Here is a 26,191-nt window from a genome sequence, read left to right as displayed (position 1 = left end):
TAACTATGTTGCACACGGCAAACTATCTGAAAAGTGTAATCTTTATGGAACTTTTATTAAGAAAAGCCCTTGAGATGCTAAATATCCCCTCCGAATGAAGATTTGTTGCATTAAAAAAGGGGCTGCTCCAACGCCCCCCCACTACTGCAGTAAAACACCCCTGAATTGGGAGATGAAGTTTTAACCATATTCCTAAGTATAAATAATATTATATGTGGGTTTAATCACTCCGTTTGGATATTGTTTCATTTCAACTAAATCTAATTTTAGACTCGGCTTAACGCTGCCGAAAAGAGGGATGCCTTCACCGATTATGATTGGATTCACTTTCAACACCAATTGATCAATGAGTTTATGTTTTAATAACGTTCCAGCCAGTTCTCCGCCTCCGCAAAGCCATAGCTTTCCGTCAGCTTGCTGCTTGAGGTTTTCAATAAACGCCACGGCGTTTCCTTTGATAAGTTCTACCTCCTCATTCGATTCAAACTGAAGGGAGCTCGAGAATATATAATGTTTCAAACCCTTATAGCCTGGTTCACCCGGTTTAGCTCCGAATTGAAATCCAAATTCATATGTTTTACTTCCCATCAACACCGCTTCATAATGCTGGATATCAGATAAAAAGTCTGGGACATGATCTCCTTCAAATAAGAAAAAAGAATGATTGATATCCCCTTCCAACATTGCTTGATCGGCAATGAAATTGTCCAGTGAAACGGCTACATGATATACCAATTCTGCCACTTAGTCATCCCTCCAAAAGTGATTACACTAATGTTATTTCCTGAGCTCCAAATGTACGATGTCCCTTAACCTTAGCAAAAGTATCAGATAGCCATATCCATTATTCGTTTGATATGGTCTTCATTTGCTTCGACACCCACTTGTGTGCAAAGGTATTTATTAAGTCTAAGGAATTCTGGGATCATATCTCTTAACGTTTTCATGATTTCATTTGTATTACGGCCACAATCCCAACCTTCCAAAAGGGATAATTGCTTTTCATCTAATTTACTTCTTTCACCTTCGATTTTCGTCCATACTCCATAGGGTCCATCTACGTGTTCTTCCATTTCCATATACCAACCAGACACAATCAACCATCGTATCCTATCAAGATTGGATAGTGCATGAAATATTTCTTCCCTCATAATAGCTCGGTAGGTTTCGTGGACAAATGCAAGCAGCTTTCCTCTCCAATGGTCAACTTCATCCGGTGAGGGTTTATACACTTGCTTAGCTGATTCCTTAATAACATGGCTCATAATATTTAGGGGATCATAAAGGACTTCAACCTCTTTTAACCAAATGGAAGGTACCATTTCCTCAGGTGAGTGATACCAGCTATCCACTTTCACAAAGGACTCATAATGAGAGACAACGTACGGTGATAAAGGATTGTAGTCTTCGTGAAATGAAACATATCCCCAGTTATTGGCTCTATTCCTTTTTTCCTTTAAAAAACCTGCTTTCCGTTCTGGTATAACAATGGTGTGCAAATCGATATCAGAGTAATTATCATAGTTTCCTTTTGCTAATGAACCGGCTAGGTAAATAGCCAAAACATCTGGATCTGCCGATAAATCTTTTAATGCATTTCCCAAAAGAATATCGCGATGTTTCGGTAAAAACGCATCCCTTTCTATATGTTTACTGACGAATCCCGCACAAGAAAACCATCTCCTTTTTTTGTAAAACCTTCAAATTAATATATTCGTGAATCAGAAAAAAATCCCTTCTTCCTATGACCTGCGGATTAGTGAACTTTCTGTCTTGCGCTAGTTTCTTGGCTGAAGACCAACGCCCACCATCACCATCATTGACTGTCTGAAGATGGTTACTTTCCGGGAATGGCTTTTCATATTACAATCAGCTTTATCAGGAGACAGACCCTCCCCATGTTCTTCCGGATGTGTTATTATTTTGAATATTAAGTTAGAAGGAGGCATCATTTCATGTTTTTTGCAAATACCCCTGAACCGCCCTATTACGCTTGTATTTTCACTTCTGAAAGAAGCGATAAGGATGACACAAGTTACAATTCAACCGCTGATTTCATGGATGAACTTGCCGCTCAACAAGTTGGCTATTTAGGAGTCGAAAGTGTAAGAGATCAAAACGGGTTAGGAATTACCGTATCCTATTGGAAGTCCCTGGATGCCATAAAGCTTTGGAAAGAAAATGCTGCTCACAAAAAGGCACAAGAAAAAGGCATGAAAGATTGGTACTCGTCATACTCAACCCGAATTTGTAAGGTTGAAAGAGATTATACAAGCAAATAGGGAGACTGAAATTTATGAATTTTCAGCTATAAAAAAAGACCGCTTTTACTTTTTTGAGGGTTTGTAAATTTGAACGTTGATTTCCATTCCAGGCACTCGCTTTCCGCGGGCGGTCCGGGAGCCTCCTCGGCGCTCTTTGCGCCTGTGGGGTCTCCCTTGGACGCGCTTTTCCCGCAGGAGTCTCGTACCTTCCATTCCAATCAACTAGAATTTTTTTACATTAGGCTGTTCATCCCGAACCATGTTTAAGACTAGTTTCCATTATGGATTTTTACTGTTTTATGAAACACTTATTAGATTGAAGAAATTTACGACACTCCTGGAGAGTAACTGGCAGACACCAAAGACGCCTGCGGTTAGGTGGCTTGGCATACAGTCGGCCGAAAGGGAGCTGATTTCTGAAAATAACCGGAACGTTTTTTAAACTGAAGTCAAACTCGCTTTCCATTGAGTTTGTCTTCAGCCTGAGACCGCTAAAATCCCCTTAAAAAAAGTGGTAATCATTCCCTCCGTAAAATCGTGAAAGGGTTTCGGGATGAATGCATTCCGAAACCCACTTTGTCGACAAAATGTGACCGCGCACTTAGTTAGCGGTCTTCACAATGCATGATGCCGTTAAGATCTTCTTTTATGAGTGAGTACATATATAAATCATCGAATTTGCCACAGGTATATTCATAATGCCTAAGCAATCCTTCTCTTCTAAACCCTTGCTTTTCCACTAGTTTTTGGGATGGGAGATTATCCGGTTCAATCAAGGCTTCAATCCTTTCCAGGTGAAAGTGACGATAACCATACATAACGACGGCTTCCAACGCTTCACTCGCAATGCCTTTTCCCCATTGATCTTTAGTTAATTCATATCCAATTTCAGCTCGATGATGTTTGGTGACCATATTCAGAAAACCACAACTTCCTATAACCTTACCTGAATTCTTTAATGTAATTCCCCATCTGATTCCCGTACCTTCTTTGAATATAGATTCGTACCACTTAATTTCATCCCATACGTCATTTACTGTTTGGCATGGATCTAACCCCATTGGCTTCACTACATCCGTATCAGATAGATATTTAAACATATCACCCGCGTCTTCAATCGTTACTTCCCTTAAAATCAATCGTCGTGTTTCAATAAGCGGAAATACATTCCCCATCCTATTTCCCTCCTCCAAAGTCCTTTTTTCCATATTTTACTGTTTTAATCATTACCTAATTAACACCGATAATCAACGCTTTATTGCTTAGAGAATAAATGTAATAACTAAAAGGCGTCCCTACTTTCGTAGAAACGCCTTACTTGTTTCAATCATTTAAAGAATCCATTTACTTCACTGCTGAAATCATTAGAAACATCGGCCTTCGATTTTCATCTTTCATTTCAGGAACACTTCTTAGCATTTCATCAGAAGGCATCGGTTCCTTTACTGCACTAATGCTGAAACCAGCACCAATCAAGTCATTTATATAAGTTGAAATCGTACGATGATACTTTACAACGTTTTCAGTTAAAAAGGTTGTTTCACGTACACCTTCGGATTGATAGTTGTCAACTGGCCAATGCAGATGATTTCCTTGTTTATCTACATACCATGCTTGCTCGTTTCGAGAAGTAAAGATTGGATGTTCAACCGAGAAAACAAAAGTGCCTCCAGGCTTTAGACAATCATAGACCTTCTTGCAGATTGCCTCATACGACTCAATGTAATGAAAAGCCAACGAACTGATGACCACATCAAATTCAGAGTCGGAAAAATCGATGTCTTCAATTGGCATCTTAATATACGAAATGAAACGGTCATCCGTTTTTTCACGAGCTCTTTGAAGCATATTGTCCGAAATATCCACACCAATCACGGAACTAGCTTGTTGCTCACGGGCAAATCGGCAATGCCATCCGAAACCGCAGCCCAAATCAAGTACACTCTTATTGCGCAGATTTGGCATTAGTTCTTTTAATACATGCCATTCTCCCGCAGCTTCAAGTCCTTTGATTGATCGTGGCATTTGCTCATACGCAGAAAAGAAATTTGTATCATCATATTTGTTTTGTTTCATTATTCATACATCTCCTATAAATCAAGATAGCCTCCTAAGATTAAAACCACATCTATTTCAGGAGGCTACCTATCTCCTTCTTACCATTTCTTTCACCTCGTTATCTTGATGAATCACTGTCCTTATAGTAGCACATCGCTTGTCTACCTTCCGGCTGTCAGAAGTTCAATTTTATAATGAATCTTCATATTGATCCTATTTTCAATTACCTAGTAATCCTTGATTAGAGCGAACCTTCAAAAAGTCAAATCAAATCCATTAGTACTTATTTCCTAATGGGTTTTGTAGGAATAAGTCTTTTTTACTCATCCTTAATAAGTTATCAAAAAGATAAGCAAACTATACCATATTGCAGCTTATACGGGATCTACCTAGGCTTAGTTCGCTACAAATTATCCAGGTAGTATAAAGAAGAAATGTATATCGCTTAATCAAAATTAATGGGGTGAATGTTTTATGAGAATGAAAAAAGCATTAATAGGTCTCTCACTCTTATGTATAATTGTTCCTGGTATTGCCAAGTCGGCTGATTCCGTTGCTGAAAATAATCGAAGCAGTATCGTGGCAAATTGGAAATTCACAAAACAACATGTTAAAAGCGGTTCAATCGATAAAGGTAATTTAATTATAGAAGATACGAGCAAACATGGAAATGATTTAGAGTTAGTGACGATAGGTGATCCTGCCTCGCCTGAATTAAAAAATATGATTCAATGGTCTGAAGAAGATTATCATGATCTCGAAAAAGTGGATAGCTTGGCGTTCGCTAATTACGAAAACGCCCCTTCAGGGAGATATTTCGAAACCAAAAAGGGTTCACCCATCAATTCGGAGAAATTCGATAAGGGTTTTACCATCGAAGCGATTTTTAAGTTGCCAAGTGATTCCAAGAGTGTCATGGGGCTTTTTTCTAGACAAGGACAGGCTGCCGATCTTAATAAATTGGAAGGTGAGAAGAAAATCCTTTCTGCTTTAACTGTATCCAGTGATCAAAAAATCCAATGGACAAGCCATCCATCTAATTTAAATTACAATGTAAGCAATTGGTCTCGATCATTAAATGCTGATGAATGGTACCATTTGGCGGTTGTTAATGACGGTAACACGACGACTTTAACTTTGAATGGCGTTAGTGATTACGGAAAATCAGAAAAAGTAATAGGTATTGCAGCAGTTAAAGGTAAAGGCTGGAACATCGGAGCATCTGAGTGGGGAAATAAGTTTAATGCACTATTCAAAGGGAATATCCAGGAAATAAGAATTGCTAATAAGGCTTTGACTGAAAAAGAATGGCTTGTGCAGGATGCTCGTGATGATGAACCATTCGAAGGATCAAACAAGGCTTTACCCTTTCTAACGAATAAAAAGAATTACAATTTCCTTTTCATTCCAGATACCCAGAAATATTCAAGCCAAAACCCAGAGATTTTCAAAAGCCAAATGAACTGGATTTCCAATAACACAAAGAAGAACAATATCGTTATGAATACATTTGTTGGGGACATTGTCGATAGTGATTCAGAAAAACAATGGCAGATTTCCCTCGGAGCCATTTCCCATCTGGATAAAAATCAAGTTCCATATATGATGGCTGCAGGGAATCATGACTATGCTGACGGAGATCCTTTCTTAACACATTATGGGCCGCAGCGTTTTATGAATAAAAAATACTATAAGGGGTCGTCTCACTCTGGGTATAGCTCATATGCAATAGCTAAGGCAGGGAGTTATGAATACTTAGTCTTAATAGTGGATATGAAAAATCTGCATAAGGACTTGGAATGGTCAAAACAGGTTCTGAATCAGCATAAAGATAAACCGACCATCCTCGTCTCACATGATATTATTTTTCCAAAGGTTAAGGATGATAAAACCAATGCCGTCGAGTCATCTAATGGCAAACTGATTTGGGATGAACTTGTAAAGAACCACAATCAAGTGTTCATGACTGTAAATGGACATTATTTCGGGATAGCACATCGTGTAAAACAAAACACAGCAGGAAATGATGTCATTCAAATGCTAGTCAATTACCAAACAAATTATCGAGGGGGAAATGGCTGGCTAAGACTAGTAGAATTTGATGAAAAGAAGAACAAACTTTTTTTTCGTACCTATTCCCCATTTGTCGATGAAATGTCTAAAAAAGAAAAATCCTACGTCGATTATAAATTTTTAACAGGTGAAAATAATTCATTTAAATTAGATTGGGACTTTAAAAATAGATTTAATTTTAATTAATATAAAAGACGAAAAAATCCATCCCCAGGTATAATTAACGATCTTTCAACCTGGGGGGATTCCCTTATTTTGGAGCCAAATATAATGTTGAATTTTTCAAACCGTCATGCTCTAATCATCATTTTGTTTTTTCCAAAACCAGTAATTTAGATGTTATTATCTCTTTTTCATTAGCGTAATCTGTATATCTTTTAAGACCTGAAATATCTTTCTCTTTTCTAAATAAGCTCGCACCCTATCTAAGACTCAACCGACATTGTACTTTCTTGAATTTATTTATCAGTCCATTTTTCCTTATATTCATCATAAGCTGCAGTCCAATGATACGGTTGCACTTCTGCTAATGTTTTGAACGTTAGGTCGTGTCTTGGTAAACTTACTGCCACTTTAACTGACGGACCCCAGTAAAAAAGCCTTTCTTGACATATTCCACAGGGAGAAAGCACTTTAAATTCTGACTTCTCATCATCACGAACTACACATATTGAATGAGTAATTTTCTTATTCAATTTATGAGCCTCTAATATGGCTCCTGTTTCCATACAAAGATTTGTTGAATCGTTTATTATATCAGGAGCTACGCTGGTTAAAGCCGTACCATCTTCTAACCATACTGCCGCTGCACCGCCCCATCCTTCAGGGTATCTTTCCTTTATTAAGTCAATGACCATTTCGTACAGTCTTTGTTCAATTTCCAAGTGATTGCCTCCCATGAATCTTTAGGATCCGATGTCATTTCCAACTACTTTACTAGGATTTTAAACAATCTTTAAACCAAGCACAGTCTGCAACCCAGCGTGTAGCTATTTGATGATTAACAATTTCAAGCAGCTTTTCGATTGCTTCTTTCATATCTGCATCCATGAATTTTCGTTTTACCAATTTTACCTCCCCACTTTTCTTTAAAACATTTCATCCTTTATATCCATCATTACATTCTCCAACTCCCGCTATCCCGAGTTCAGAAAACGTTTTCATGCTGCTTTTTTCATCACTGATTTGTACTTTCCGAACCCATTAACGACAAGGACCCCTAATATCGCAATCACACCACCAATGACCGAAAGAGTACTGGGTACCTCCTGCAGCCAAACCCAGGCGATGAAAATGGCAATTACAGGTTCAATGTATAACAGACTGGATACGGAGCTGGCTTTTCCTAACGAGAGTGCGACTGCCCATGTAACATAACCGATGGCCGCAGGGAAAATACCAACAAAAATCGCTGATAAATGTCCTTCCATTGTAGCGTGTTGCATTTCTTGAAATAGCCCAGGAAAAAATATAAAAAAGGGTATTGTACCGATCCATGTGAAATAAGCTGTCAATTCAATGGGATTATAACGGCTAAACAACGGCTTTTGGAAAACAAAAAACACCGCAGAAGCAACAGCAGACATCAGCACTAAAAAGGCTCCTTCCGAAATAGTTAGCGAAGGGCCTGCAGTACCCAATGTAATTAAGGTGATCCCTGTGAATCCTATTCCTAAACCAATCCATCCGAATAAGCCGAGGCGTTCTTTTAAAACGATAGCAGCAATGATCGCGATGAAAACGGGTGCTGAACCAATCAGCATTCCAGCGGTTCCCGCCGAAACGGTAAGTTCCCCGAATGTCACCCCGATATGGTACATACTAATACCAATAAATGCAAGGATCGATATTCTCAACAAATCCTCTTTTTTCGGGAGTCGAAATTTCACGCCAGGCCATAGAGCATAAAGGACAAAAATCCCTGATGCGATAAGATAACGCACAAGTACCAAATGACCAGCTGAATACCCGCCATGTAAGCCTGCACGAATAGCAGCGAATGTAGATCCCCAAATAATAACTGTAATGGATGCCAATAAAAATGCTTTAGTGTTCAAAACCAATTCCTCCCATACCATTCACTATAACCTGAAGGTATCATGGATACGTAAGAACTTCAATAAAATTCCTATCTCGCTGTGAAGTGGCATAGTAAGAAAAGGAATTTGTGTACACTCTGGGCTGTAATCATCGCTGTAGAAATTCTATTCCATATGGGATTGGATTGGAAATCTTCATTTAAAGATAGATTAGGTTTGAAAAGCATGCTAAACAAAAGGTGCTTCGTATAGGAAGCACCTTTTGTTCAGACTGTAGACAAACTCGATATTAAGATTGCCTACATTTTTTTGAGGGAGTGTAAAATATGAACGTTGATTTCCACTCCAGGCACTCGCTTTCCGCGGGCGGTCCGGGAGCCTCCTCGGCGCTCTTGGCGCCTGTGGGGTCTCCCTTGGACGCGCTTTTCCCGCAGGAGTCTCGTACCTTCCGTTCCAATCAACTATGTTTAAATATTCAGAAGGAACCCCTTTTGTCTACAAACTCGTTTACAATTACCTTTTCCAAATTAAGCTTACTTGAAATATTGTCTTTTGGCTTTTACACTGTAACCATTTTGTGAAGCAATACTGCAAAAATAACGTTTATATTATAAATTTCATTAACTATTTTCTGGTTTCCAAGATGAAAAGCGTCTTTCAATAATGCCTAATAATGAAGTTAGAATGATTCCCGTAATCGTAATGACCAACACTCCAACAAACATACGATCTGTTTGTAGATTTTGACCATTGCTTGTCAATTGATATCCGATACCAGCAGTCGAAGCGAATAATTCACCTACAACTACAGCAATTAATCCTTGACCAATGCCTAAGCGAATACCGTTTAAAAGGAATGGTACCGTCGAAGGCAAAGCGATTGTTTTAAAAATTTGAAATTCACTTGCACTAAATGTTCTTGCTGCCTTTATTAAGTTTTGATCTAATGTTAACATAGCTTTTTGAGCGCTCATCACTATTGGAAAGAAGGCCATCAAAAATACTATAACAATTTTTGATGCTGGTCCTATTCCAAATGCAATTATGATCACTGGTAAAAGGGCGACTTTAGGCGTTACATATAATCCTGAAATGAAAGGGTTAACGACTGCATTAAAGTTAGAATTCCAGCCCGATAACACACCAAGCGGAATTCCAATAAGTATGGCTAAAACAAAGCCTGAAACAAATTCGTAACCACTCACCTTCATATTTTCCCAAAAAGATATTTCTTGGACCATTAACACTGCCGCTTGGGCAATTTCAACTGGTGAACTAATGAACAATGGATTTATCCATTCGTTTTGAGAGGCAACTTCCCAAAGCAACAGGAATATTAAAACAGAAGCAACACTGATAAAAAACGACTTCTTTTCTTTTTTTATTTTCTTCGCCTTTTTTATCTTGTGCTTTGATTGTGTAAGTTGGATCGTACCCTTCGTCATATTATTCTCCTTTCACTATATTATTTTTCTTTATTATCGAAACCTTGTTTTGAAGACTCCTGTTCAATAATGGACCATATATGGTCTACAAACTCTAAAAATTCCGGGCTGCGCTTCACATGAAGATCTCTCGGTCTAGGTATATCAACATCAACAACCTCCACTACACGTCCTGGTCTTGCTCCAAAAACAAAAACTCTATCAGCTAAAAATACGGCTTCATCAATTTGGTGTGTAATAAAAAGACTTGTCTTTTTTGTCTCATCCCATATTCTAAGTAACTCACCTTGCATAAACTCCCTGGTTTGTGCGTCCAATGCCGAAAATGGTTCATCCAGTAATATTAAGGACGGGTTTACCGTTAATGCTCGAGCCAAGTTTACCCTTTGTTGCATCCCCCCTGATAATTCGTGGGGATAATGATTTTCATAACCTTTTAAACCGACCATTTCAATAAATTCTTTAGCCTCTCCCTTCTTCTCTGCCGTTAATTGCTTTAGCAGTTCAACACCATAGAGAACATTTTCCAAAACTGTTCTCCAAGGTAAAAGGCTCGGGTTTTGAAAAACCATTGCCCTGTCCTTGCCGGGACCATCAATTTTTTGCTGATCTAATAGAATTTCTCCCTTACTTGGCTTAAGTAATCCAACTACAGTATTTAAAAAAGTGGTTTTCCCACAGCCGCTCGGCCCTACAATACATATAAATTCACCATCTTTGATATTTAAGTTTATATTCTGCAGGGCAATCACTTCTGCACCAGTTTTATTGTTTACGTAAGTAACATCCAAAAAACGAGTGGACAATTTGAACTTTTCCAGTTGTGCATTTTCCATCTTACCTATCATCTCCTTTCTATCTAATTATTTTTTAAATGCTTCTTCTATATAACTATTTGTCCAAATAACATCTTCAGTAGTATCCTGTTTAGTAGAAACGCCTGACAACTTGCCGAATTCAACTAATGGATCCTGGGCATTATCCCAAGCTTCTTGATTCATTTCCCCATAGCCTTTAAAAGTGTTTTTCAATCCGATTAGTGATTCCTCTAGGATATCAACATCAATTCCATCAAAATAAGATACGATTGATTCGGCTGCTTCTCTTGGATTATTACGTGTGAATTCCATACCTTTCCCTATTGCCCGAACTACTTTCAAAGATGTTTCCTGATTTTCTTCTAAATATTCTTTTTTAGCAAAAACAGCTTCCCAGACCATATTCCCATACATTGGCTCTTCACTTGTATTAATTACAATTTCACCAACATCTTTACTTTCCGCTTGTAAACCCATTGGAGGTGATGCTATTCCCCCGTCAACAATCCCCTCCTGCATACCGCCAATCTTCGATCCATCTCCTGCTAATTTGACGGCTTTAAGAGTTTTGGGATCAATACCATGCATTTGCATTAAATATCGGGTGTATACGTCTCCAGAATCGCCAACAAGGTTTGTACCAATAGTCGCGCCGTTCAATGAAGCAACTCTATCTTCAAGTGATGAGTCTTTAGAAACATTCTTTTTCTTTTGATATTGTTTAGAGAGAGTAATTTGATAAGTTAGCGCTGAATTTAAAGATTGAATCGCCATTAAATCTTCACCTTTGTCAAGAGGAGTGAACATACTTCGAGGACCTGAGACCGCAAACTGAGCTTCTCCCGATAATACAGAAGCAATGACTTGTGCTCCTCCACCACCAGATACAATCTCAGCTTCTATTCCTTCTTTTTCAAAAAATCCTTGCTCAATGGCTACATATAAAGGGGCAACTGACAATAACCGTGCAGGTTCCGTAAAAGTAAGCTTAATCGCTTTTTTTCCTCCTGAATCCCCTTTATTTTCCGTAGTTGTTTCGTCACTTGGACCGCATGCAGTTACTATTAACACCAAACAAAGCAGAACGAATGCCAATTTATTCTTAAACATATGCCTTACCTCCCTAAATCAATTTTTAGTCAATTAAAAATTCTCCATAAAAAGATATTACTATTCCTCCTTCTTTTAGTTTTATATAAAAAACATAATTTCATATACATATCAATTCTAAATCAGCTGTCCCGGTATGGTCAATTATAATTTGGAAAATTTAGATAATTCAGTGAGTTACAGCACAAAAAAACACTCTTTTAAAATCATGAGTGTACTTTAACTCTTAAGATACAATTATCTGCTTCCGTAAAAATAAATCTTTTGTTCCATTCTTAATAAAGGAAAAAGACTTAGTTGTCAGTCCATTAATGCTTCACCAGATTTAAACGTTTGCAATGTTTAGTATTTCTTTTGTGCTCTTTGTAATGCCTAATGAAGCTAGCGCAGCTAGTAGTCAACGAGTAAATGAAACTACTCATGAAAAAAAGAAGGTTAAGAAATATACCGAGTGGTCTAGTTATAAGAGGGTGTCTCAAAATCTAAATACGAAGGGAGCTAAAGGTGGTTCCTCATTTACAATATCTGGGGTCCAAATTGCTAAGGGCAATTGAAACGGTAAAGGACATGAATCAGCACAATAAATGAAAGGTGCTGGAAGGTGCACCGTTGGACTTGTTTCAAATCGTTGGCAGAAACATGTTTATGATGAAGACGGTAAGATCAATCGACAAATGATCGAATACCTAAAAAAGAAAGGCTATACAATCGCTCCATCTGAAAAACAAACTGCGTAACCAGATAAAATAACGACATAGTACATTTACGTCCTTCAAAAATTAGAATATGGAGTTCTTATTTGTTTTCATACAAAAAAGAGCTGCTAATCAGCTCCTGGTATTGAAGTAAAGTATCGTTGCTTTAAGTACAATTTATCATGATCTTCTAATCCCTTTTTATTATTAGACTAATCCAGTTAAGCTGTAGACTAGAATAATTACAAATGCTGCTAGTGTCTTAAAAATTGTAATCACAAAGATGTCTCCATATGATTGTTTGTGTGTTAAGCCTGTAACCGCAAGTAAGGTAATAACAGCGCCGTTATGAGGTAACGAATCCATCCCGCCTGATGCCATCGCTATGACACGGTGCATTACTTCGGGAGGAATATTATATTGATTAATAGCTTGTATATACTTATCTCCCATCGCACTAAGCGCAATTCCCATTCCACCAGACGAAGAACCAGTAATACCAGATAAAACGTTTGTTGTAACGGCCCCATTTACAAGTGGATTCGTAAAAGTGTGTGAAATACCATCACGTACAGTTGCGAATCCAGGTAATGAAGCGATGACTCCACCAAATCCATATTCAGAAGCAGTATTCATAGCTGCTAGTAACGCTCCACCAATACTGGCATTAATGCCCTGTTGAAACCCTGTTGTAACACGGCCCCAATCGTAAGCAACTGTTGCAATAATACCTAAAACTAGAGCTAGTTCGACAGACCAAATACCTGTTACTGTAGCAAGATCTACTTTCCCAAACAAATCTAATCCTATCTTTGAAAAGTCAAATCCCTCTGGATACCATTTCGGAATAGAAATAGTAAAAAATTTATTCGCCACACCCACTAAAACTAGCGGTATAAATGCAAATATTTGTCGTACTGGACTTGTATTAACAGCTAAAGGAACCGGTAATGGATTGACTGATTCTGCAGCAACTGCCGTTTCTCCTCCATCTCCATTAAATCTTAAATACCCTTCACCCGCCTCTTGAGCTTTTTTACGACGTCTTTCCAAGTAAATCATACCCATAGATAAAACGAAAATCGAACCAATAATTCCTAATATCGGTGCTGCATATATATCTGTCTTAAAATAAGAAGTAGGAATTACATTTTGGATTTGCGGTGTTCCCGGCAGCGCATCCATTGTAAAAGATAATGCTCCTAAAGCAATCGTCCCTGGAATAAGCCGTTTAGGAATATTGGCTTCCCGGAAAAGATTAGCAGCAAATGGATAAACTGCAAATGCAACGACGAACAAACTCACTCCACTGTAAGTTAATATGGCACACATTAGTACAACTGCTAAAATTGCTCTTTTTTTGCCGACTAGTTTCACAATCGTCTTGGCGATAGACTCAGCAATTCCCGACATTTCGACTAACTTTCCAAAAACGGCTCCTAACAAAAAGACAGGAAAGTAGTTTTTAATAAATCCAACCATCTTCTCCATAAAAATATTAGAGAAGAACGGCAAAACATAGCTGGGCTCTGTTAGAATGACAGCAAGTAACGCACAAAGTGGTGCAAAAAGAATGACAGAAAAGCCACGGTAAGCAATAAACATTAATAGCCCTAAAGCAAGTATTATGATGAATAAATCCATTATTTCCCCCCTATATCGCTTAAAACCTAGATGCGTTTTCCTTCTTTTTCCGTAGGATATTCAAACCACAAAATTGAATTGTGAAAGCTTCGTTAGTTGTAAATTGAATCACTCAGAAATTCCTTTTACTTGTTTGTTAATAAAATTGTTTGTTTTGTAAGCGTTTTCTGCATTTTGTAAAATTTTAAATTGTCTTGCGTGCGCCTTCCCCCATTAGCTGCACTTTCAGCAAAGTCAAATTCAAAAATAATGAGCGTGCATTTTTTTGAAAAGAGAGGATGCATAAAAAGCTTATGTATCCTCTTTCACTAGTTAATTTATCTATCCTTTTTTACTTGTTATTAACCGGTACTTTTCCATAACGACGTACACGAAGAAGTGCTTGTTCAGCATGTCCAGCAAAATTCTCCAATTGGCAAAGGCGCGCAGCATATTCCCCAATCATGGCACTGGCTTCTTCCGCTACTTTTTGATAGGTAACAGTCTTCAAGAATTTACCGACCCATAAACCACCGGTATATCGTGCAGCACCTTTTGTTGGCAATGTATGGTTTGTGCCAATGACTTTATCCCCATATGCAACGTTTGTTTCAGGTCCCAGGAATAGGCAGCCGTAATTAGTCATATTTTCAAGGAAGTAGTCCGGATTTTCCGTAAGAATTTCAACATGTTCAAATGCTAATCGGTTTGCTTCAAGTACTGCTTCATCTATGGTATCAACCAGGATGATAACGCCATAATCCTCCCAAGAAACACGGGCCACGTCTGCTGTCTTAAGAACTCCCAATTGTCGCTCAATTTCAACAACAGTTTCTTCTGCTAGTTTACGAGAAGTAGTAATCAATGCCCCAGGCGAAGTCGGACCGTGCTCCCCTTGCCCTAGAATATCCGTAGCAATCATTTCTGCATCAGCCGTTTCATCAGCTACGACTAGTGTTTCTGTAGGGCCGGCGAAAAGATCGATTCCCACACGTCCGTATAGTTGTCGTTTTGCTTCAGCAACGAATGCATTACCTGGCCCGACGATCATATCAACGGATTTTATCGTATCAGTTCCGACAGCCATTGCAGCCATTGCTTGAATGCCACCGAGTATATAAATCTCATCGGCTCCCGCCATATGCATTGCAGCTACAGTTGCTGCTGGGATTTCCCCACCTATAGGAGGTGTGCATGCAATTACTCGTTTGACTCCAGTTACTTTAGCCGTTAATACACTCATATGGGCAGATGCTACCATTGGATATCGTCCACCAGGAATATAGCAGCCAACACTATTGACCGGAATATTTTTATGACCAAGGATTACACCAGGAAGTGTTTCTACCTCGATATCAATCATGGACTTCCTTTGCTCTTCTGCAAATCGCTTCACATTACTTTGCGCAAACTTTATGTCTTCAATGGTCTGATCAGGAACCTGGCTAATGATTTCTCCAATTTGCTCATCAGTTAGCCGGAAACTTTCTGGTGACCACTTATCGAATTTTTCAGATAATTCTCTAACTGCCGCGTCGCCTTCTTGCTCAATTTTTAGTATCGTTTGACGTACCGTATCGGATACTTGTGCGTCATTCTGTGCAATTTCTTCCTGTGCTTTACCTTGCTTTAAATAAGTTGCCATATAAATCCTCCTTGTTTTTGAAAACCTATGATTAAAACTTTCAAAATGCATACGTATGCATTTTTCAGTTAATTGTCGCCCCATTCAGAAATGCATACGTATGCATTTGAATGGGGAAAATTAAGAATTTATGAAATCTTCTAAACATAGAATAAATAAATCGCTTTCATCTGTCAAGTTTTTTTAAAAGTTTAAGATTTTGTTGTATTTCTTTCGATCAATCTCCCTGATACTAGAGTTGGTTTGGAATTGGAACCCTTTTGGTTCATTTCGATTAATAGAGTATTGATGGTTAATTCAATCATTTCATCGACAGGCTGTTCCCATGTAGTGAGCGAATAAGACGGCCATGAAGCCATTTGAATGTTATCAAATCCAACAATGGCAATATCCTCAGGAATGGATAAATTTAACGTTTTTGCTGCGTCTATTGCGCCTAAAGCGGTTATATCATTTGCTCCGAAAATGACCTCAGGCCGATTTTCTTGTGTCAATAACTTTAATGCGGCTTCATAGGCCCCATCATACGTATAGTCCCCTTCTTCAATGACCGGATCAATCCCTTTTGACTTTAAAAACTCACAAAATCCTCTTTGCCGATCTTGACTGGTCGATGTATTTTTCCTACCCGTAATGAAGGCTAATTTGCTGTACCCTTGTTCAAGCAGGTATTCACCAATCCGCCTACCAGCCGTATAATTATCACAGCTTACGGAGTGACACGGAATGTCTTTACTGTATCGGTTAAATAAAATAACAGGTATGTTGTTTTCATGGAGATGGGAAACCACATTGGAGGACAAAAAGGCATCCGTTACAATAACACCTTCTACATTGTATTCAAGAAATTGGGCAATCTCCTCTTGTTGAATCTCATCATTTTCGGTATAAACAAACAATACATGATATCCCTTTTCGCGAAGCCCCTTAGAAAATTTCCCTAAAACTTCATGGTAAAACGGATTTTGGATATCTTTCATGGCCAGTCCAATCATGTTTGATTTGTTCATAATCAATCCCCTGGCAAAAGCATTCGGCCGATAACCTAAAGTTGATGCGGCTTCCTTCACTTTTCTCTTGGTCTTTTCAGACACATTCGATCCTGGAGTAAACACACGCGAAACCGTTGACTGGGAAACATTAGCTAATTTCGCAACCTCCATCGCATTGACCGATTTTTTCTTCAAGAATCTTCCCTCCAAATATACGTGGATTATGAGTTTTATCATCATTCTTTTATTATATAACTTTACCACTAACAGCGCCAATTACCACAAATTATTATAAGTATAGTCATGAGATTAAAAGGGGGAGTAATCTGGATGTCTTGTTCAATATCTTATGAGCAAGTAATGATCATTTACCTTAGGTTGGACCAGCTGCCCAAGCTACAGCTTATCATCTGAAACTTATTCTCTCCTCAATAGGCTTTTTCACAATACCCCAAAAACAAAGAGCCGCACATCCGGCTCCCCTCCCACCATTAAATCCAATTTATAGGACTTCCTTTCTGTCCGATAGTTATGATATTTCCCTTAACTGTAGCCAGCATCCCTAGATTGACACACCCTTTGCAGAAACCCACCTATTGCTTCTGGTAAAAACTTCAGTGGCAGACTAAAAATAATAGTGGATAAGACTGCAGTAAATATAGGTATAATGGTTTGTTAGATGATCTCCCGTTACAATTTCTGCATGAAATATGTGATAAATCAATATTGGAAGACCTAATCCACTAAGCCCCCTATCCATTTTTCCGCTATATTTTAGATTACTTTTTATTAATATAATTCCCCTTAATACCTTTCATACTTTCGGTGTCTTTTGGGCGAAGGTTTTGCCCGTTACCTTCTTCATGAACATTCCTTTCCTAAATTCTATATGCCTTCCAAAGATAGCCACATTCTGACGGTCAGGACCAAACGCTTGCCGTTCCATTTCAAAACGGTCTGTAAAACTCCGAGTGAATCGGCATTGTACCTTCCGGCTATCCTCTGAAATGCTTCGAGCTCATATATCCCGTCCCTATTAAAATCTACCGGATATAAAGCAAATATAGGATTGACCCATCCTGCTATCGGTGCCTTCAAAACACCATACTTGTATAGTAATGAATCACTATTCTGATATCATACGTATCCAACTTTCATCCCAACTATTTCTTTATTATCAATATAGAATTATATGCAGGAATTTTGTGGATAGCTTGAGAGTTTATTGAGATATAAATATAAAAAGCTAAGTATTACACTGCTGGCATGACTTGGGGTACAGGTATGACCTTAAACGAGAAGCTATGAAATTCAAAAGAGTTTTTTAATAGGTGGTGTATCAAATTTTCCGAGTTATTACTTTCTTCTCATTGAAAAATATCTCAATTTATGTCAATTGAAACCAAATTACGAGTTTGTTATCTTAGTTAAGGAACCGGTTCATGACTATTTTCTGTATGAATATTAGGCACAATAAAAGGAGAGATGAAACCATGACACAAGAACGTAAATCAACAAGCGCAGTGGAGCAGTATGCTAATCTCATCCCCATGAGCGAAATTGCTTCGAACGCAGATCAATTATTTCCTTTTCCAATCTTTAATAGTTTACGACAAAAAACTCCTGTAAGGTACGACGAGGCTCGAAGCTGCTGGGATGTGTTTCGATATGAGGACGTTCATTATATTCTAAAAAATCCAAAACTGTTTTCTTCGGAACGAGGGTCTGGAACTCTTCAAGGAAGCATTTTGACAATGGACCCTCCTAGACACACAAAAATGAGAAACTTAGTGAACAAGGCATTCACTCCTAAAGCAGTGAAGGATTTAAAAAATAAAATCGAAGAGGTGACACTTTACCTTCTCGATCAAGTTAATGAGAAGGGGACTATGGATCTCGTTCATAACCTTGCTGGTCCGTTGCCTGTCATAATAATTGCCGAATTATTGGGGGTCCCTGCTAAGGATCGGAATCTTTTTAAAACCTATTCTGATGTTCTCGTGGCAGGTGCCAAAGATAATTCAAATGAAGCCTTTCAAATAATGGCACAGAAACGTAAGGAAGGAAGTGGGTTTCTTAAAGAATATTTCAAAAAAATAATTTTAGAGAGAAAAGTTAATCCTGAAGAAGATTTAATTTCGCTATTATTAGCAGCAAAAATTGATGGGGAAAAATTAACAGAAGAAGAGGTACTATCTTTCTGTGTTTTATTATTAGTTGCGGGAAATGAAACAACAACTAATTTGATTACAAATGCCGTACGCTATATGACAGAAGATAAAAACATTCAAGAACAAGCTAGGACAAATCTGCCTTTAATACCAAAATTGGTAGAAGAAACACTACGCTTTTATCCTCCAATACAGGCAATTGGCCGTGTTACAAAGGAACATGTCAAAGTTGGGGGCAAAACAATCCAAAAGGGGGAACAAGTAATTTGCTGGGTCGCTTCGGCAAACCGGGATGAACAAAAGTTTACAGAGCCTAATCGGTTCACGTTAGAAAGGAAATTAAATCCTCATTTGAGTTTCGGGTTTGGTATTCATTTTTGTTTAGGTGCCCCGCTTGCACGTCTAGAAGCAGAAGTAGCTCTCGTGACACTATTAAGTACATTTGCAAAATTGGAAGGTGTAAAAGGGACTGAGCTGGAGGCGATTCCAAGTCCGTTCGTTTTTGGAGTGAAAAGACTTCCTTTAAAATTTACAAGATAAAGAGCCTTGCTGTCTGAGAATATATAGATTAAGTAATACAAAAACCTATCAATAACAAAAAATGAATATATATATCAATGACGAACTTATCAGCTTGTCCAGCCTTTTCTTCCGCATATTTAAGTGTAGCATTCAAGTTTTAATCGTATTGTTAGCTGCAGCAAGCTCTTTAACCTTTGCGTTATATTCAACTGTTTTGATGGCCAACTGATCCTTAGTGGCCTGAGATTAGCTGTTTCAGTATAAATCTGCGAAAGCTTTGGTTGCAAATTTGAGATGTTTAAATTTAAGCTATATTAATCGTTAATGTAGATATTTCGATAATGAAAAAGAATGCCTATATATATAGGCATTCTTCATCGTTTTTTATGACCATTTTTCTTCATCATCAATCCATTGATTATTTTTTAACTCATATGATTTAGTATCGTCGTGGAAAACAAAGAACGATGGTAAACTCAATATATCTCCACCTGATTTTTTCCAACATTGACCAAACCAATCTGTAAACGCTTTTTGTTCTAACTCGTATATTGCTGGATAGTTTTCTTCGTAAAAATTATCAAGAAAATCATCCAATGAATTGTCGATTAACTGATAGTATGTTACATCAGAAATTACATCAACACTACCTGCAAATACTGTTGTGTCATTACCTTCATAGAAAACTTCGTTAGCTTCTCTATCCATAGAGAACATCCTTATTGAAATTTCAAAATTTGTAGGCTCAATAAATGCGGTAAAATCCAACAAATCTATTTCAGAAAAATAGTTGTATGTAATGATATTTTTAAGGTTACCTACTAACAAATCTGAATGTTTCTCAAGGTTAGCTTTAATGGAATCAATATAATTATCGACTGTTAACATATTTTATGGTCTCCTTTATTAATGCCTTATTCAAACAAATGCACCTGCTATTATGAAGTCACTACGCTAAATTTTGCTTACGGAATCCATATCTATATAAACCTAGAAAGAAAGGATACATTATGATAAGCGTGAAAGCTGTAACGAAAATCATTCCTCCTACTCCAAGTTCTGGATCATTAAGCACATCCAACATTGTGTATGCAAGCACTTCAATTACAGTTATTATAAATACGAATTTCCAGAATGACTTTGATAACAATTGTTTGTTATATACATAACCAAATAATCCAGTTGTGGAAACAATACTGATAACTCCGTAGTTTCTATCACCGGACCATGAACCGCTTCTACAAACATTGAAGCTATCGATATAGCGATAATTAGCCAAAAGTAAATTTTCCAGAGCATTTTTTACACTTCCCTACTCATTAAAATGACCCTCTCAATTTTTCCATTTCTAGTATATCAAACCAACCTAGTAAAATGGGCTTATTTTTAAAATAATCCTTTTGAAGCGCATCCAATACAATATACGCTTATTACTCCTAAAATACCTAGAATAAATTGGGTGTTTATATTTGCAACAAAAAAAGCCCTCACAATGAGGACCTCGAAAAAACCTACTCTTATGTAAATCTCCCGGAAATTGTTTCATCGAGCAGATCTTGTTGGACGAGCTTTATAAACTTATTTCGCTGTTCTTCAATCACCACGAGCATTCTTCCCCCGTCTTATATTATTGTGGTCTTCACTCATTTTGTAAATATCAAAAAAAAACGCCTAGAATGCCATTTATATGGGCAACTCATCGGTATTCTCCTTTGTTCTTCTACGATGTTTCAAATGCGACAGCTTCTACTTGAAAAGAAAAAGCAAGAGCTGAGTGAATACAAAGCGATTTACATGATTAAAGATTACTTTCCGTTACTGTTTCGAGCAATGAAAGAAGACCCAAATGAACTTGTAATGATTCTGCATCGCCTTTATCAGCTACTCAAAAAGAACGGTCGTAAATGTCATCGATATAAGAAGCAGACCGTTTTTGATATTCTAGGGGTTGTGTATGAAAAGACGGTGAAGCCTAGACAAGCTGCCTAGCAAAAAAATCATATTTTAGTAGGCTTCTTTGGCGTGCCTACTTCTCCATCACTCGCTCGTTTTGCGACAATGGGCATTTTATATCTAGTCATTTCCATTGTTAGCTTGATGGGTATGTGACTGTACCCCTAATAAATCAAAATGGGTTTAACTGTGTAGAAAGTAATTTACTTTTTAAAAAAGGCATCGTTCGCTCAAAAAAATGAGTAAACAACGCCTTTTGATTCACATGGACTTTTCCAATGGCCTCTTACATTTAAGCTGGTAATATGCTTTTTTAAACTAGCGATAAGTTGTGGTAAAAGCAGCCAACCAAGGATTCAGTCTCTTGGAAGATTGTCTCATGAAAAATAAGCAATTAGAATGTTGCCGATTTCACGCTTACTTTTTCGGTGTATAGATAGTATTACTATTTCCATCAATAATTAACAATGATTTTCTTGGTATTGTCTCACCCTGAAAATTAAACTCATCTTCCGAAAAATTGGCTACTACACTTAATGCTTCACCAAATTCAGTCATTTGAACTAGCCTATCATCTGATATAATTTTGAAACCCGTCATTTCTTCAGTTATTGCTTTTTTGCTAAAATTTGACCATACCTTAGAATGTCTTACTATTGTTTCTTTATGTTTTTCCCACTCATGTTTATCTATATGATATAAAGGAGGTACATTATAAAGTACTTCATACAACATCCTATTTGATATTTCATCTTCTATTTTTAAGGTTCCCCATCCCCACCAATAAGTCGTGATCACTGAATCGTTGTAAACCAACTTATACAATGGGATTGTGTAGTTTGAATCCAAAAATAACTTCTTGTACTTATTCTTTAAAGGTATTTGTTTTGAAAACAATTCTGGAACTCCACCAGTACTCGAATAGTATCTCCCTACATAGTAGTCACTTTCTTTGTTTTTGCTCATATCCTTATCCATCCAAGAAAATGATGGCGTTTCTATTCCATGTGCAAAAGCAACATTTTTGTTAGCAAAATCATTGCCGCCCTCAGTTCCAACTACCATATTCCATTCTTTTTGCAGATACTTCATTCTCTTAATTCTTGCATGAATATCTTCCTCTTCAGTAGTCACATGTTCTGGCGTATAGTCATCATAGATCTCCCCAGTGCCGTCCGTGTCTAAAAACCATGAATTAAATGCTAAGCCAGTATTTAAAATTGAAGTTACTCTTTCTTTTACACTAGGCATTGCAAGCGTCGGATTCAACTTTCTACCTTCACCTTGGAATCCTTCAATCTTATTCCCATCTTTATTGGTTACAGTTGCATTCTCATAAAGTGAAGTATCTTTAAACTTAGCAGTTTCCCACTTCTCTTTACCTGGTTCATGGATTGAATGATACGAATCATAAGTGCCAATTAAATAGCCCATATCGTCTACTTCTTTTACTAACTCCGGTTTAATAAATCCTTCTTGCCAGTCATCTAAACCAATCCACATATTTTCTAGCCCAGAATCCTTCATATCCTTTATCACATCTACAGTATTTGCATCTGCCCACTGCTCTATTGGATCAACTGCATTTCCAAGTACGCTTTTTAATAATCTCTTATTTAGTTCAATTAATTCAACAGCATTTATATTGTCTATTCCTTTGTTCAATAATTCCTGTGTTTCTTTATCTGCTTCAGTAAAAATTTCTGGATTATAGAATTCTTTTAGCTGAATTAAAGCACTTAAGCCTTTGACAATTCTATTTTTAGTATATTTGTCTACATAGTCTAAGTTATTTAAATCATTAAAGGCCGATGAAAGTTCTGAACCATCCTCAACTTTAGTATTTAGTAACCTCTGAATCCATAATTTCAGTTTTTCAGGGATAGCGTCTCTCAGTATAGCCCATTCTATATTTTCCTCTGAAATCACAGTTCTATTCCAAAAATAAGCATGTGGGGCACCATAAAGCTTTTCAATATTACTATTTTCTCCCGTCTTTTCGCCCAAGGTTTTGAAGTCCCCTTGTTCAACCAAATAATTTTTATAGGTCTTTGCAACATCTACTGGATCTTTTTTCGTTACATATATTCTAAAACCATATTCCTTCTGTTCGTTAATAGCTGGAAATTCATGATTAAAAGTAAACTCAATATCATTTTTTTTCTTAAAATTAATTTCACTATTATAAGGATTTTTAATTATATAGACTAGTGAATACTCACTTTTTTCAACTGCAAAAAACTGCATAGAGAAAGCCTCAATCACCTTCATTTTTTCTTCACTTAAATATTCTTTCCAAATAGAATCATTGCTTGGAATATACTTCCCTTGATTTAACGGGAGCATATATCCATCACCTTTCACTTTCGGCCACGCGAACATGTTATCTCCATCTTTATTAGATATTATGGATACATCTACATACTCATCTTTTTTTTCAATTTCAACATCAATTTCCTTTTCTAAATAGCTCCAGGTAATAGTATCTCCACTGTCTTCTAAATTTGAAACCTCCATTTTCTCCAGTGGTTCCGATGCTCTTTCAATAGTTCCATTGGACTCTACCTCAAACGCTAAAGTTTCTGGATCCACACTAAAGTTAAAGTCTAAATTATCTATTTGTGAATGGACCTCTTTGCTAGGTATATTTTTGTCCTTCACACAGCCGGTAAGGACACTCGTTGCAATTGTAGCGATTAACATGATTGATAGTATTTTTTTCATGTATTGCACCTCCATAACTAGTGTAGTCCCGGTGTGTTACACGAATGTTACAAAAAACACTAATCTATTATTTTTTAATTCAAATCCAAAATCGAAATTATGATGATCCAAGATGGTCTTGATAATCGGTAATCCCAAACCTGTGCCAGAAAGCTCCTTACTTCTTGATTTTTCTAATACATAAAAAGGTCTCCATATACTGTCCAAATCACTTTCTTCCATGTCGCCAACCCCGTTAGCAATTGTCAACTTCACGCCATTAGCCTCTCTAGTTAACTTAATGTCGATTCGCTTATCATTGGAATATTTAATTGCATTCGTAACTAAATTATCGAGAACAACATCTATTCCTTCTTTGTCTGCACTAACACAATATTCTTCACTCGCATCAAAATGCAAGGAACAATCAATATCATTTTCCTTTAGAATCAACATGTATTTCTCCATAATATCTACCATTCTTTTACCCAAATCAAAATTAGATTTGGTATATGCGCTATTTTCTAATTCTGTCCAAAACAACATCTTTTCAATTAAGACATCCATTTTCTCAATCTGTTCTTCAATTATATCTCTAAATGTTCCGTCATCTAAACCGTCCACTATACCTTGTTCATACACTTTCACTATGGATAGTGGCGTTTTTAACTCATGGGACACATCTGACATTAATTCTTTCAATCGCTTATTTTGACAATTGATTTCATCATGGGATTTCTCTAATTTTTCACTCATACTATTTATACTTTTTGCAAGATCGCCTACCTCATCATTGGTGTTAATCTCTTCTTTCCTGAATTTCAAATCAGCTATATCCTGAGACAAAACTCTCAAGGATTCTAAAGGTCTTGTAATTTTTTTAGATAGAATGACTACTAAAGAAACAATCAATAGTACTGAAATAGTCATTAGAAATATATTCAATCGATTGATGATTAAAATTGTTTCTTCCATATGTGGTAATGGCAATGCTATGGCAATAATAAAATGATCTATCTTGATAAATTTAGTTAGAACTTTATATTTGCTTACGCCTTGGTCATAGATTTTATTCACACTGTTGTTCTGCAAAGTATGTAACGTACTTTCCGTAATCCAAAATTTGTTTAGCTTTAATTTCTTCCTTTCAAATTCTGATTTTATGTTGTCATTCAGTCGATCCAAATTGCCACCGATTTCTGAATACACTATGGTTACGGCGTGTTCCTCTTCTATGCGTTCCAAGTCGTTCACAAAATTTTTTTCAGATACACTACGTATATCGCTCGCTAACTTGTCTAAAATCTTCCTTTGCTCATAGATGTAATATCTGTCTACCAGGAAAATATTTGCTACCATCGAAAATAAAAAAGTGCAAATAACAATGGATGACACACCAACTGAAAACTTGCTCCCGATTTTAATCTTCCTTCACCTCCAGACAATAGCCCACACCTCGGTAAGTTTTGATAACATCAGTACCGATTTTAGTTCTTAGTCTCCGGATATGCGTATCGACTGTTCGAAGATCACCATCATAATCCATGCCCCAAACGCTATCAACCAACCTGTCCCTCGATAAAATAACACCTTTATTTCTACTGAAAAACAGCAACAAATCATATTCAATCTTGGTAAGCTGTAGTAATTCTTCGTGCTTGTATGCTTTTTTTCATGCTCCATTATCCTAATATCTCTTACTTTAATTTCTTCGCTATTATTCATAAGTTTTTTAGCTCTTAATAGTAGTATTTGTGGATCAAATGGTTTCTTAATATAGTCATCAGCCCCACTATGTAAGGCCTTTATTTCATCTTCCGTTTGACCTTTCGCTGTTAATATCAGAACTTTAGTCTGGCTATTATCCTTGATATATTTACATACCTCTATACCATCAATTTTCGGCATCATCCAATCCAAAATAGCTAACTCGATCTTGGTCGATTCAAATATATCCAATGCTTCCTGCCCATCATTAGCCGTCAGGACATTGAAGCCTTCCTTTTTGAAATAGGTTGAAAGTATCTTAACCATTTGCGGCTCATCATCTGCGATTAAAACAGCCATTTCTTATTCCTCC

20 protein-coding genes and 5 pseudogenes are annotated in these 26,191 nt (G+C 37.1%); 5 read left to right on the top strand and 20 right to left on the bottom strand.

Annotated elements, in window-relative coordinates; genetic code table 11:
- Positions 1-192: 192 nt before the first annotated feature.
- On the bottom strand, positions 193-744 hold the full coding sequence (locus ACDZ29_RS20165) for a dihydrofolate reductase family protein (RefSeq protein ID WP_375088458.1): 552 nt from the start codon (positions 742-744) through the stop codon (positions 193-195).
- Between the two features lie 83 nt (positions 745-827).
- A complete protein-coding gene (locus tag ACDZ29_RS20160; RefSeq protein ID WP_375088457.1) occupies positions 828-1,604 on the bottom strand; it encodes an aminoglycoside 6-adenylyltransferase in 777 nt (258 codons plus the stop codon).
- 351 nt (positions 1,605-1,955) lie between these two features.
- On the opposite strand from ACDZ29_RS20160, the gene ACDZ29_RS20155 reads away from it, so the two are divergent.
- Positions 1,956-2,282 (top strand): antibiotic biosynthesis monooxygenase family protein, encoded by a 327-nt coding sequence (locus ACDZ29_RS20155; RefSeq protein ID WP_375088456.1) that lies wholly within the window; start codon positions 1,956-1,958, stop codon positions 2,280-2,282.
- Between the two features lie 587 nt (positions 2,283-2,869).
- Here ACDZ29_RS20155 and ACDZ29_RS20150 read toward each other — a convergent pair.
- Both ACDZ29_RS20150 and ACDZ29_RS20145 read right to left on the bottom strand, forming a co-directional pair.
- Positions 2,870-3,439 (bottom strand): GNAT family N-acetyltransferase, encoded by a 570-nt coding sequence (locus ACDZ29_RS20150; protein ID WP_375088455.1) that lies wholly within the window; start codon positions 3,437-3,439, stop codon positions 2,870-2,872.
- 169 nt (positions 3,440-3,608) lie between these two features.
- Entirely contained in the window at positions 3,609-4,340 is a 732-nt protein-coding gene (locus tag ACDZ29_RS20145; RefSeq protein WP_375088454.1) for a class I SAM-dependent methyltransferase, read from the bottom strand.
- A 456-nt stretch (positions 4,341-4,796) separates the two neighbouring features.
- On the opposite strand from ACDZ29_RS20145, the gene ACDZ29_RS20140 reads away from it, so the two are divergent.
- Positions 4,797-6,581 (top strand): LamG-like jellyroll fold domain-containing protein, encoded by a 1,785-nt coding sequence (locus ACDZ29_RS20140; RefSeq protein WP_375088453.1) that lies wholly within the window; start codon positions 4,797-4,799, stop codon positions 6,579-6,581.
- A 272-nt stretch (positions 6,582-6,853) separates the two neighbouring features.
- On the opposite strand, the gene ACDZ29_RS20135 is transcribed toward ACDZ29_RS20140, so the two are convergent.
- From ACDZ29_RS20135 to ACDZ29_RS20110, 6 genes are all read right to left on the bottom strand, one after another.
- A complete protein-coding gene (locus ACDZ29_RS20135) occupies positions 6,854-7,279 on the bottom strand; it encodes a cytidine deaminase (RefSeq protein ID WP_289324537.1) in 426 nt (141 codons plus the stop codon).
- Positions 7,280-7,331: 52 nt separating this feature from the next.
- Positions 7,332-7,463: a hypothetical protein gene (locus ACDZ29_RS20130; RefSeq protein WP_375088452.1), complete on the bottom strand. Its 132-nt coding sequence runs from the start codon at positions 7,461-7,463 to the stop codon at positions 7,332-7,334.
- Between the two features lie 92 nt (positions 7,464-7,555).
- Positions 7,556-8,452, bottom strand: coding sequence for a DMT family transporter (locus ACDZ29_RS20125; protein ID WP_289324535.1), 897 nt, complete (start codon positions 8,450-8,452; stop codon positions 7,556-7,558).
- A gap of 602 nt (positions 8,453-9,054) precedes the next feature.
- Complete coding sequence (locus ACDZ29_RS20120; RefSeq protein WP_375088451.1) at positions 9,055-9,879, bottom strand: ABC transporter permease; 825 nt, start codon at positions 9,877-9,879, stop codon at positions 9,055-9,057.
- Between the two features lie 20 nt (positions 9,880-9,899).
- Positions 9,900-10,715, bottom strand: a complete 816-nt coding sequence (locus ACDZ29_RS20115; RefSeq protein WP_375088450.1) for an ABC transporter ATP-binding protein — start codon at positions 10,713-10,715, stop codon at positions 9,900-9,902.
- Between the two features lie 27 nt (positions 10,716-10,742).
- Positions 10,743-11,807 (bottom strand): ABC transporter substrate-binding protein, encoded by a 1,065-nt coding sequence (locus ACDZ29_RS20110; protein WP_375088449.1) that lies wholly within the window; start codon positions 11,805-11,807, stop codon positions 10,743-10,745.
- Between the two features lie 584 nt (positions 11,808-12,391).
- On the opposite strand from ACDZ29_RS20110, the gene ACDZ29_RS20105 reads away from it, so the two are divergent.
- Positions 12,392-12,544, top strand: coding sequence for a hypothetical protein (locus ACDZ29_RS20105; RefSeq protein WP_375091236.1), 153 nt, complete (start codon positions 12,392-12,394; stop codon positions 12,542-12,544).
- 165 nt (positions 12,545-12,709) lie between these two features.
- Here ACDZ29_RS20105 and ACDZ29_RS20100 read toward each other — a convergent pair.
- From ACDZ29_RS20100 to ACDZ29_RS20080, 5 genes and pseudogenes are all read right to left on the bottom strand, one after another.
- Positions 12,710-13,408 (bottom strand): annotated as a pseudogene (locus ACDZ29_RS20100) (GntP family permease); the annotation flags it as partial.
- Between the two features lie 80 nt (positions 13,409-13,488).
- A pseudogene (locus ACDZ29_RS20095) lies at positions 13,489-14,146 on the bottom strand (GntP family permease); the annotation flags it as partial.
- Between the two features lie 331 nt (positions 14,147-14,477).
- Positions 14,478-15,770, bottom strand: coding sequence for a histidinol dehydrogenase (gene hisD / locus ACDZ29_RS20090; protein ID WP_375088448.1), 1,293 nt, complete (start codon positions 15,768-15,770; stop codon positions 14,478-14,480).
- A gap of 191 nt (positions 15,771-15,961) precedes the next feature.
- A complete protein-coding gene (locus ACDZ29_RS20085) occupies positions 15,962-16,957 on the bottom strand; it encodes a LacI family DNA-binding transcriptional regulator (RefSeq protein ID WP_375088447.1) in 996 nt (331 codons plus the stop codon).
- 700 nt (positions 16,958-17,657) lie between these two features.
- Positions 17,658-17,866, bottom strand: a pseudogene (locus ACDZ29_RS20080) (VCBS repeat-containing protein); the annotation flags it as partial.
- Between the two features lie 389 nt (positions 17,867-18,255).
- Here ACDZ29_RS20080 and ACDZ29_RS20075 point away from each other — a divergent pair.
- On the top strand, positions 18,256-19,473 hold the full coding sequence (locus tag ACDZ29_RS20075) for a cytochrome P450 (RefSeq protein WP_375088446.1): 1,218 nt from the start codon (positions 18,256-18,258) through the stop codon (positions 19,471-19,473).
- Between the two features lie 366 nt (positions 19,474-19,839).
- Here the strand turns inward: ACDZ29_RS20075 and ACDZ29_RS20070 are convergent, their stop codons facing one another.
- Positions 19,840-20,343, bottom strand: coding sequence for a hypothetical protein (locus ACDZ29_RS20070; RefSeq protein WP_375088445.1), 504 nt, complete (start codon positions 20,341-20,343; stop codon positions 19,840-19,842).
- A gap of 61 nt (positions 20,344-20,404) precedes the next feature.
- Positions 20,405-20,734, bottom strand: coding sequence for a hypothetical protein (locus ACDZ29_RS20065; RefSeq protein ID WP_375088444.1), 330 nt, complete (start codon positions 20,732-20,734; stop codon positions 20,405-20,407).
- A gap of 374 nt (positions 20,735-21,108) precedes the next feature.
- On the opposite strand from ACDZ29_RS20065, the pseudogene ACDZ29_RS20060 reads away from it, so the two are divergent.
- Positions 21,109-21,444 (top strand): annotated as a pseudogene (locus ACDZ29_RS20060) (IS4 family transposase); the annotation flags it as partial.
- A gap of 381 nt (positions 21,445-21,825) precedes the next feature.
- Here ACDZ29_RS20060 and ACDZ29_RS20055 read toward each other — a convergent pair.
- From ACDZ29_RS20055 to ACDZ29_RS20045, 3 genes and pseudogenes are all read right to left on the bottom strand, one after another.
- Positions 21,826-24,132, bottom strand: a complete 2,307-nt coding sequence (locus tag ACDZ29_RS20055) for a glycoside hydrolase (RefSeq protein ID WP_375088443.1) — start codon at positions 24,130-24,132, stop codon at positions 21,826-21,828.
- A 36-nt stretch (positions 24,133-24,168) separates the two neighbouring features.
- Positions 24,169-25,470: a sensor histidine kinase gene (locus tag ACDZ29_RS20050; RefSeq protein WP_375088442.1), complete on the bottom strand. Its 1,302-nt coding sequence runs from the start codon at positions 25,468-25,470 to the stop codon at positions 24,169-24,171.
- A 61-nt stretch (positions 25,471-25,531) separates the two neighbouring features.
- Positions 25,532-26,178, bottom strand: a pseudogene (locus ACDZ29_RS20045) (response regulator transcription factor).
- Positions 26,179-26,191 lie beyond the last annotated feature (13 nt).

Source organism: Peribacillus sp. RS7, from assembly GCF_041956845.1.
GTDB lineage: Bacteria > Bacillota > Bacilli > Bacillales > DSM-1321 > Peribacillus.
The sequence above is the reverse complement of the archived record's forward strand: the minus strand, read 5'-3'. Positions and strand labels throughout refer to the sequence as shown.

What these genes read in the sequence shown, in the direction of transcription:
- ACDZ29_RS20115 (WP_375088450.1), bottom strand. Translation starts at nt 10,715, where the DNA reads ATGGAAAATGCACAACTGGAAAAGTTCAAATTGTCCACTCGTTTTTTG.
- ACDZ29_RS20105 (WP_375091236.1), top strand. Translation starts at nt 12,392, where the DNA reads ATGAAAGGTGCTGGAAGGTGCACCGTTGGACTTGTTTCAAATCGTTGG.
- ACDZ29_RS20150 (WP_375088455.1), bottom strand. Translation starts at nt 3,439, where the DNA reads ATGGGGAATGTATTTCCGCTTATTGAAACACGACGATTGATTTTAAGG.
- hisD (WP_375088448.1), bottom strand. Translation starts at nt 15,770, where the DNA reads ATGGCAACTTATTTAAAGCAAGGTAAAGCACAGGAAGAAATTGCACAG.
- ACDZ29_RS20140 (WP_375088453.1), top strand. Translation starts at nt 4,797, where the DNA reads ATGAGAATGAAAAAAGCATTAATAGGTCTCTCACTCTTATGTATAATT.
- ACDZ29_RS20120 (WP_375088451.1), bottom strand. Translation starts at nt 9,879, where the DNA reads ATGACGAAGGGTACGATCCAACTTACACAATCAAAGCACAAGATAAAA.
- ACDZ29_RS20055 (WP_375088443.1), bottom strand. Translation starts at nt 24,132, where the DNA reads ATGAAAAAAATACTATCAATCATGTTAATCGCTACAATTGCAACGAGT.
- ACDZ29_RS20075 (WP_375088446.1), top strand. Translation starts at nt 18,256, where the DNA reads ATGACACAAGAACGTAAATCAACAAGCGCAGTGGAGCAGTATGCTAAT.
- ACDZ29_RS20050 (WP_375088442.1), bottom strand. Translation starts at nt 25,470, where the DNA reads ATGGTAGCAAATATTTTCCTGGTAGACAGATATTACATCTATGAGCAA.
- ACDZ29_RS20155 (WP_375088456.1), top strand. Translation starts at nt 1,956, where the DNA reads ATGTTTTTTGCAAATACCCCTGAACCGCCCTATTACGCTTGTATTTTC.
- ACDZ29_RS20070 (WP_375088445.1), bottom strand. Translation starts at nt 20,343, where the DNA reads ATGTTAACAGTCGATAATTATATTGATTCCATTAAAGCTAACCTTGAG.
- ACDZ29_RS20110 (WP_375088449.1), bottom strand. Translation starts at nt 11,807, where the DNA reads ATGTTTAAGAATAAATTGGCATTCGTTCTGCTTTGTTTGGTGTTAATA.
- ACDZ29_RS20145 (WP_375088454.1), bottom strand. Translation starts at nt 4,340, where the DNA reads ATGAAACAAAACAAATATGATGATACAAATTTCTTTTCTGCGTATGAG.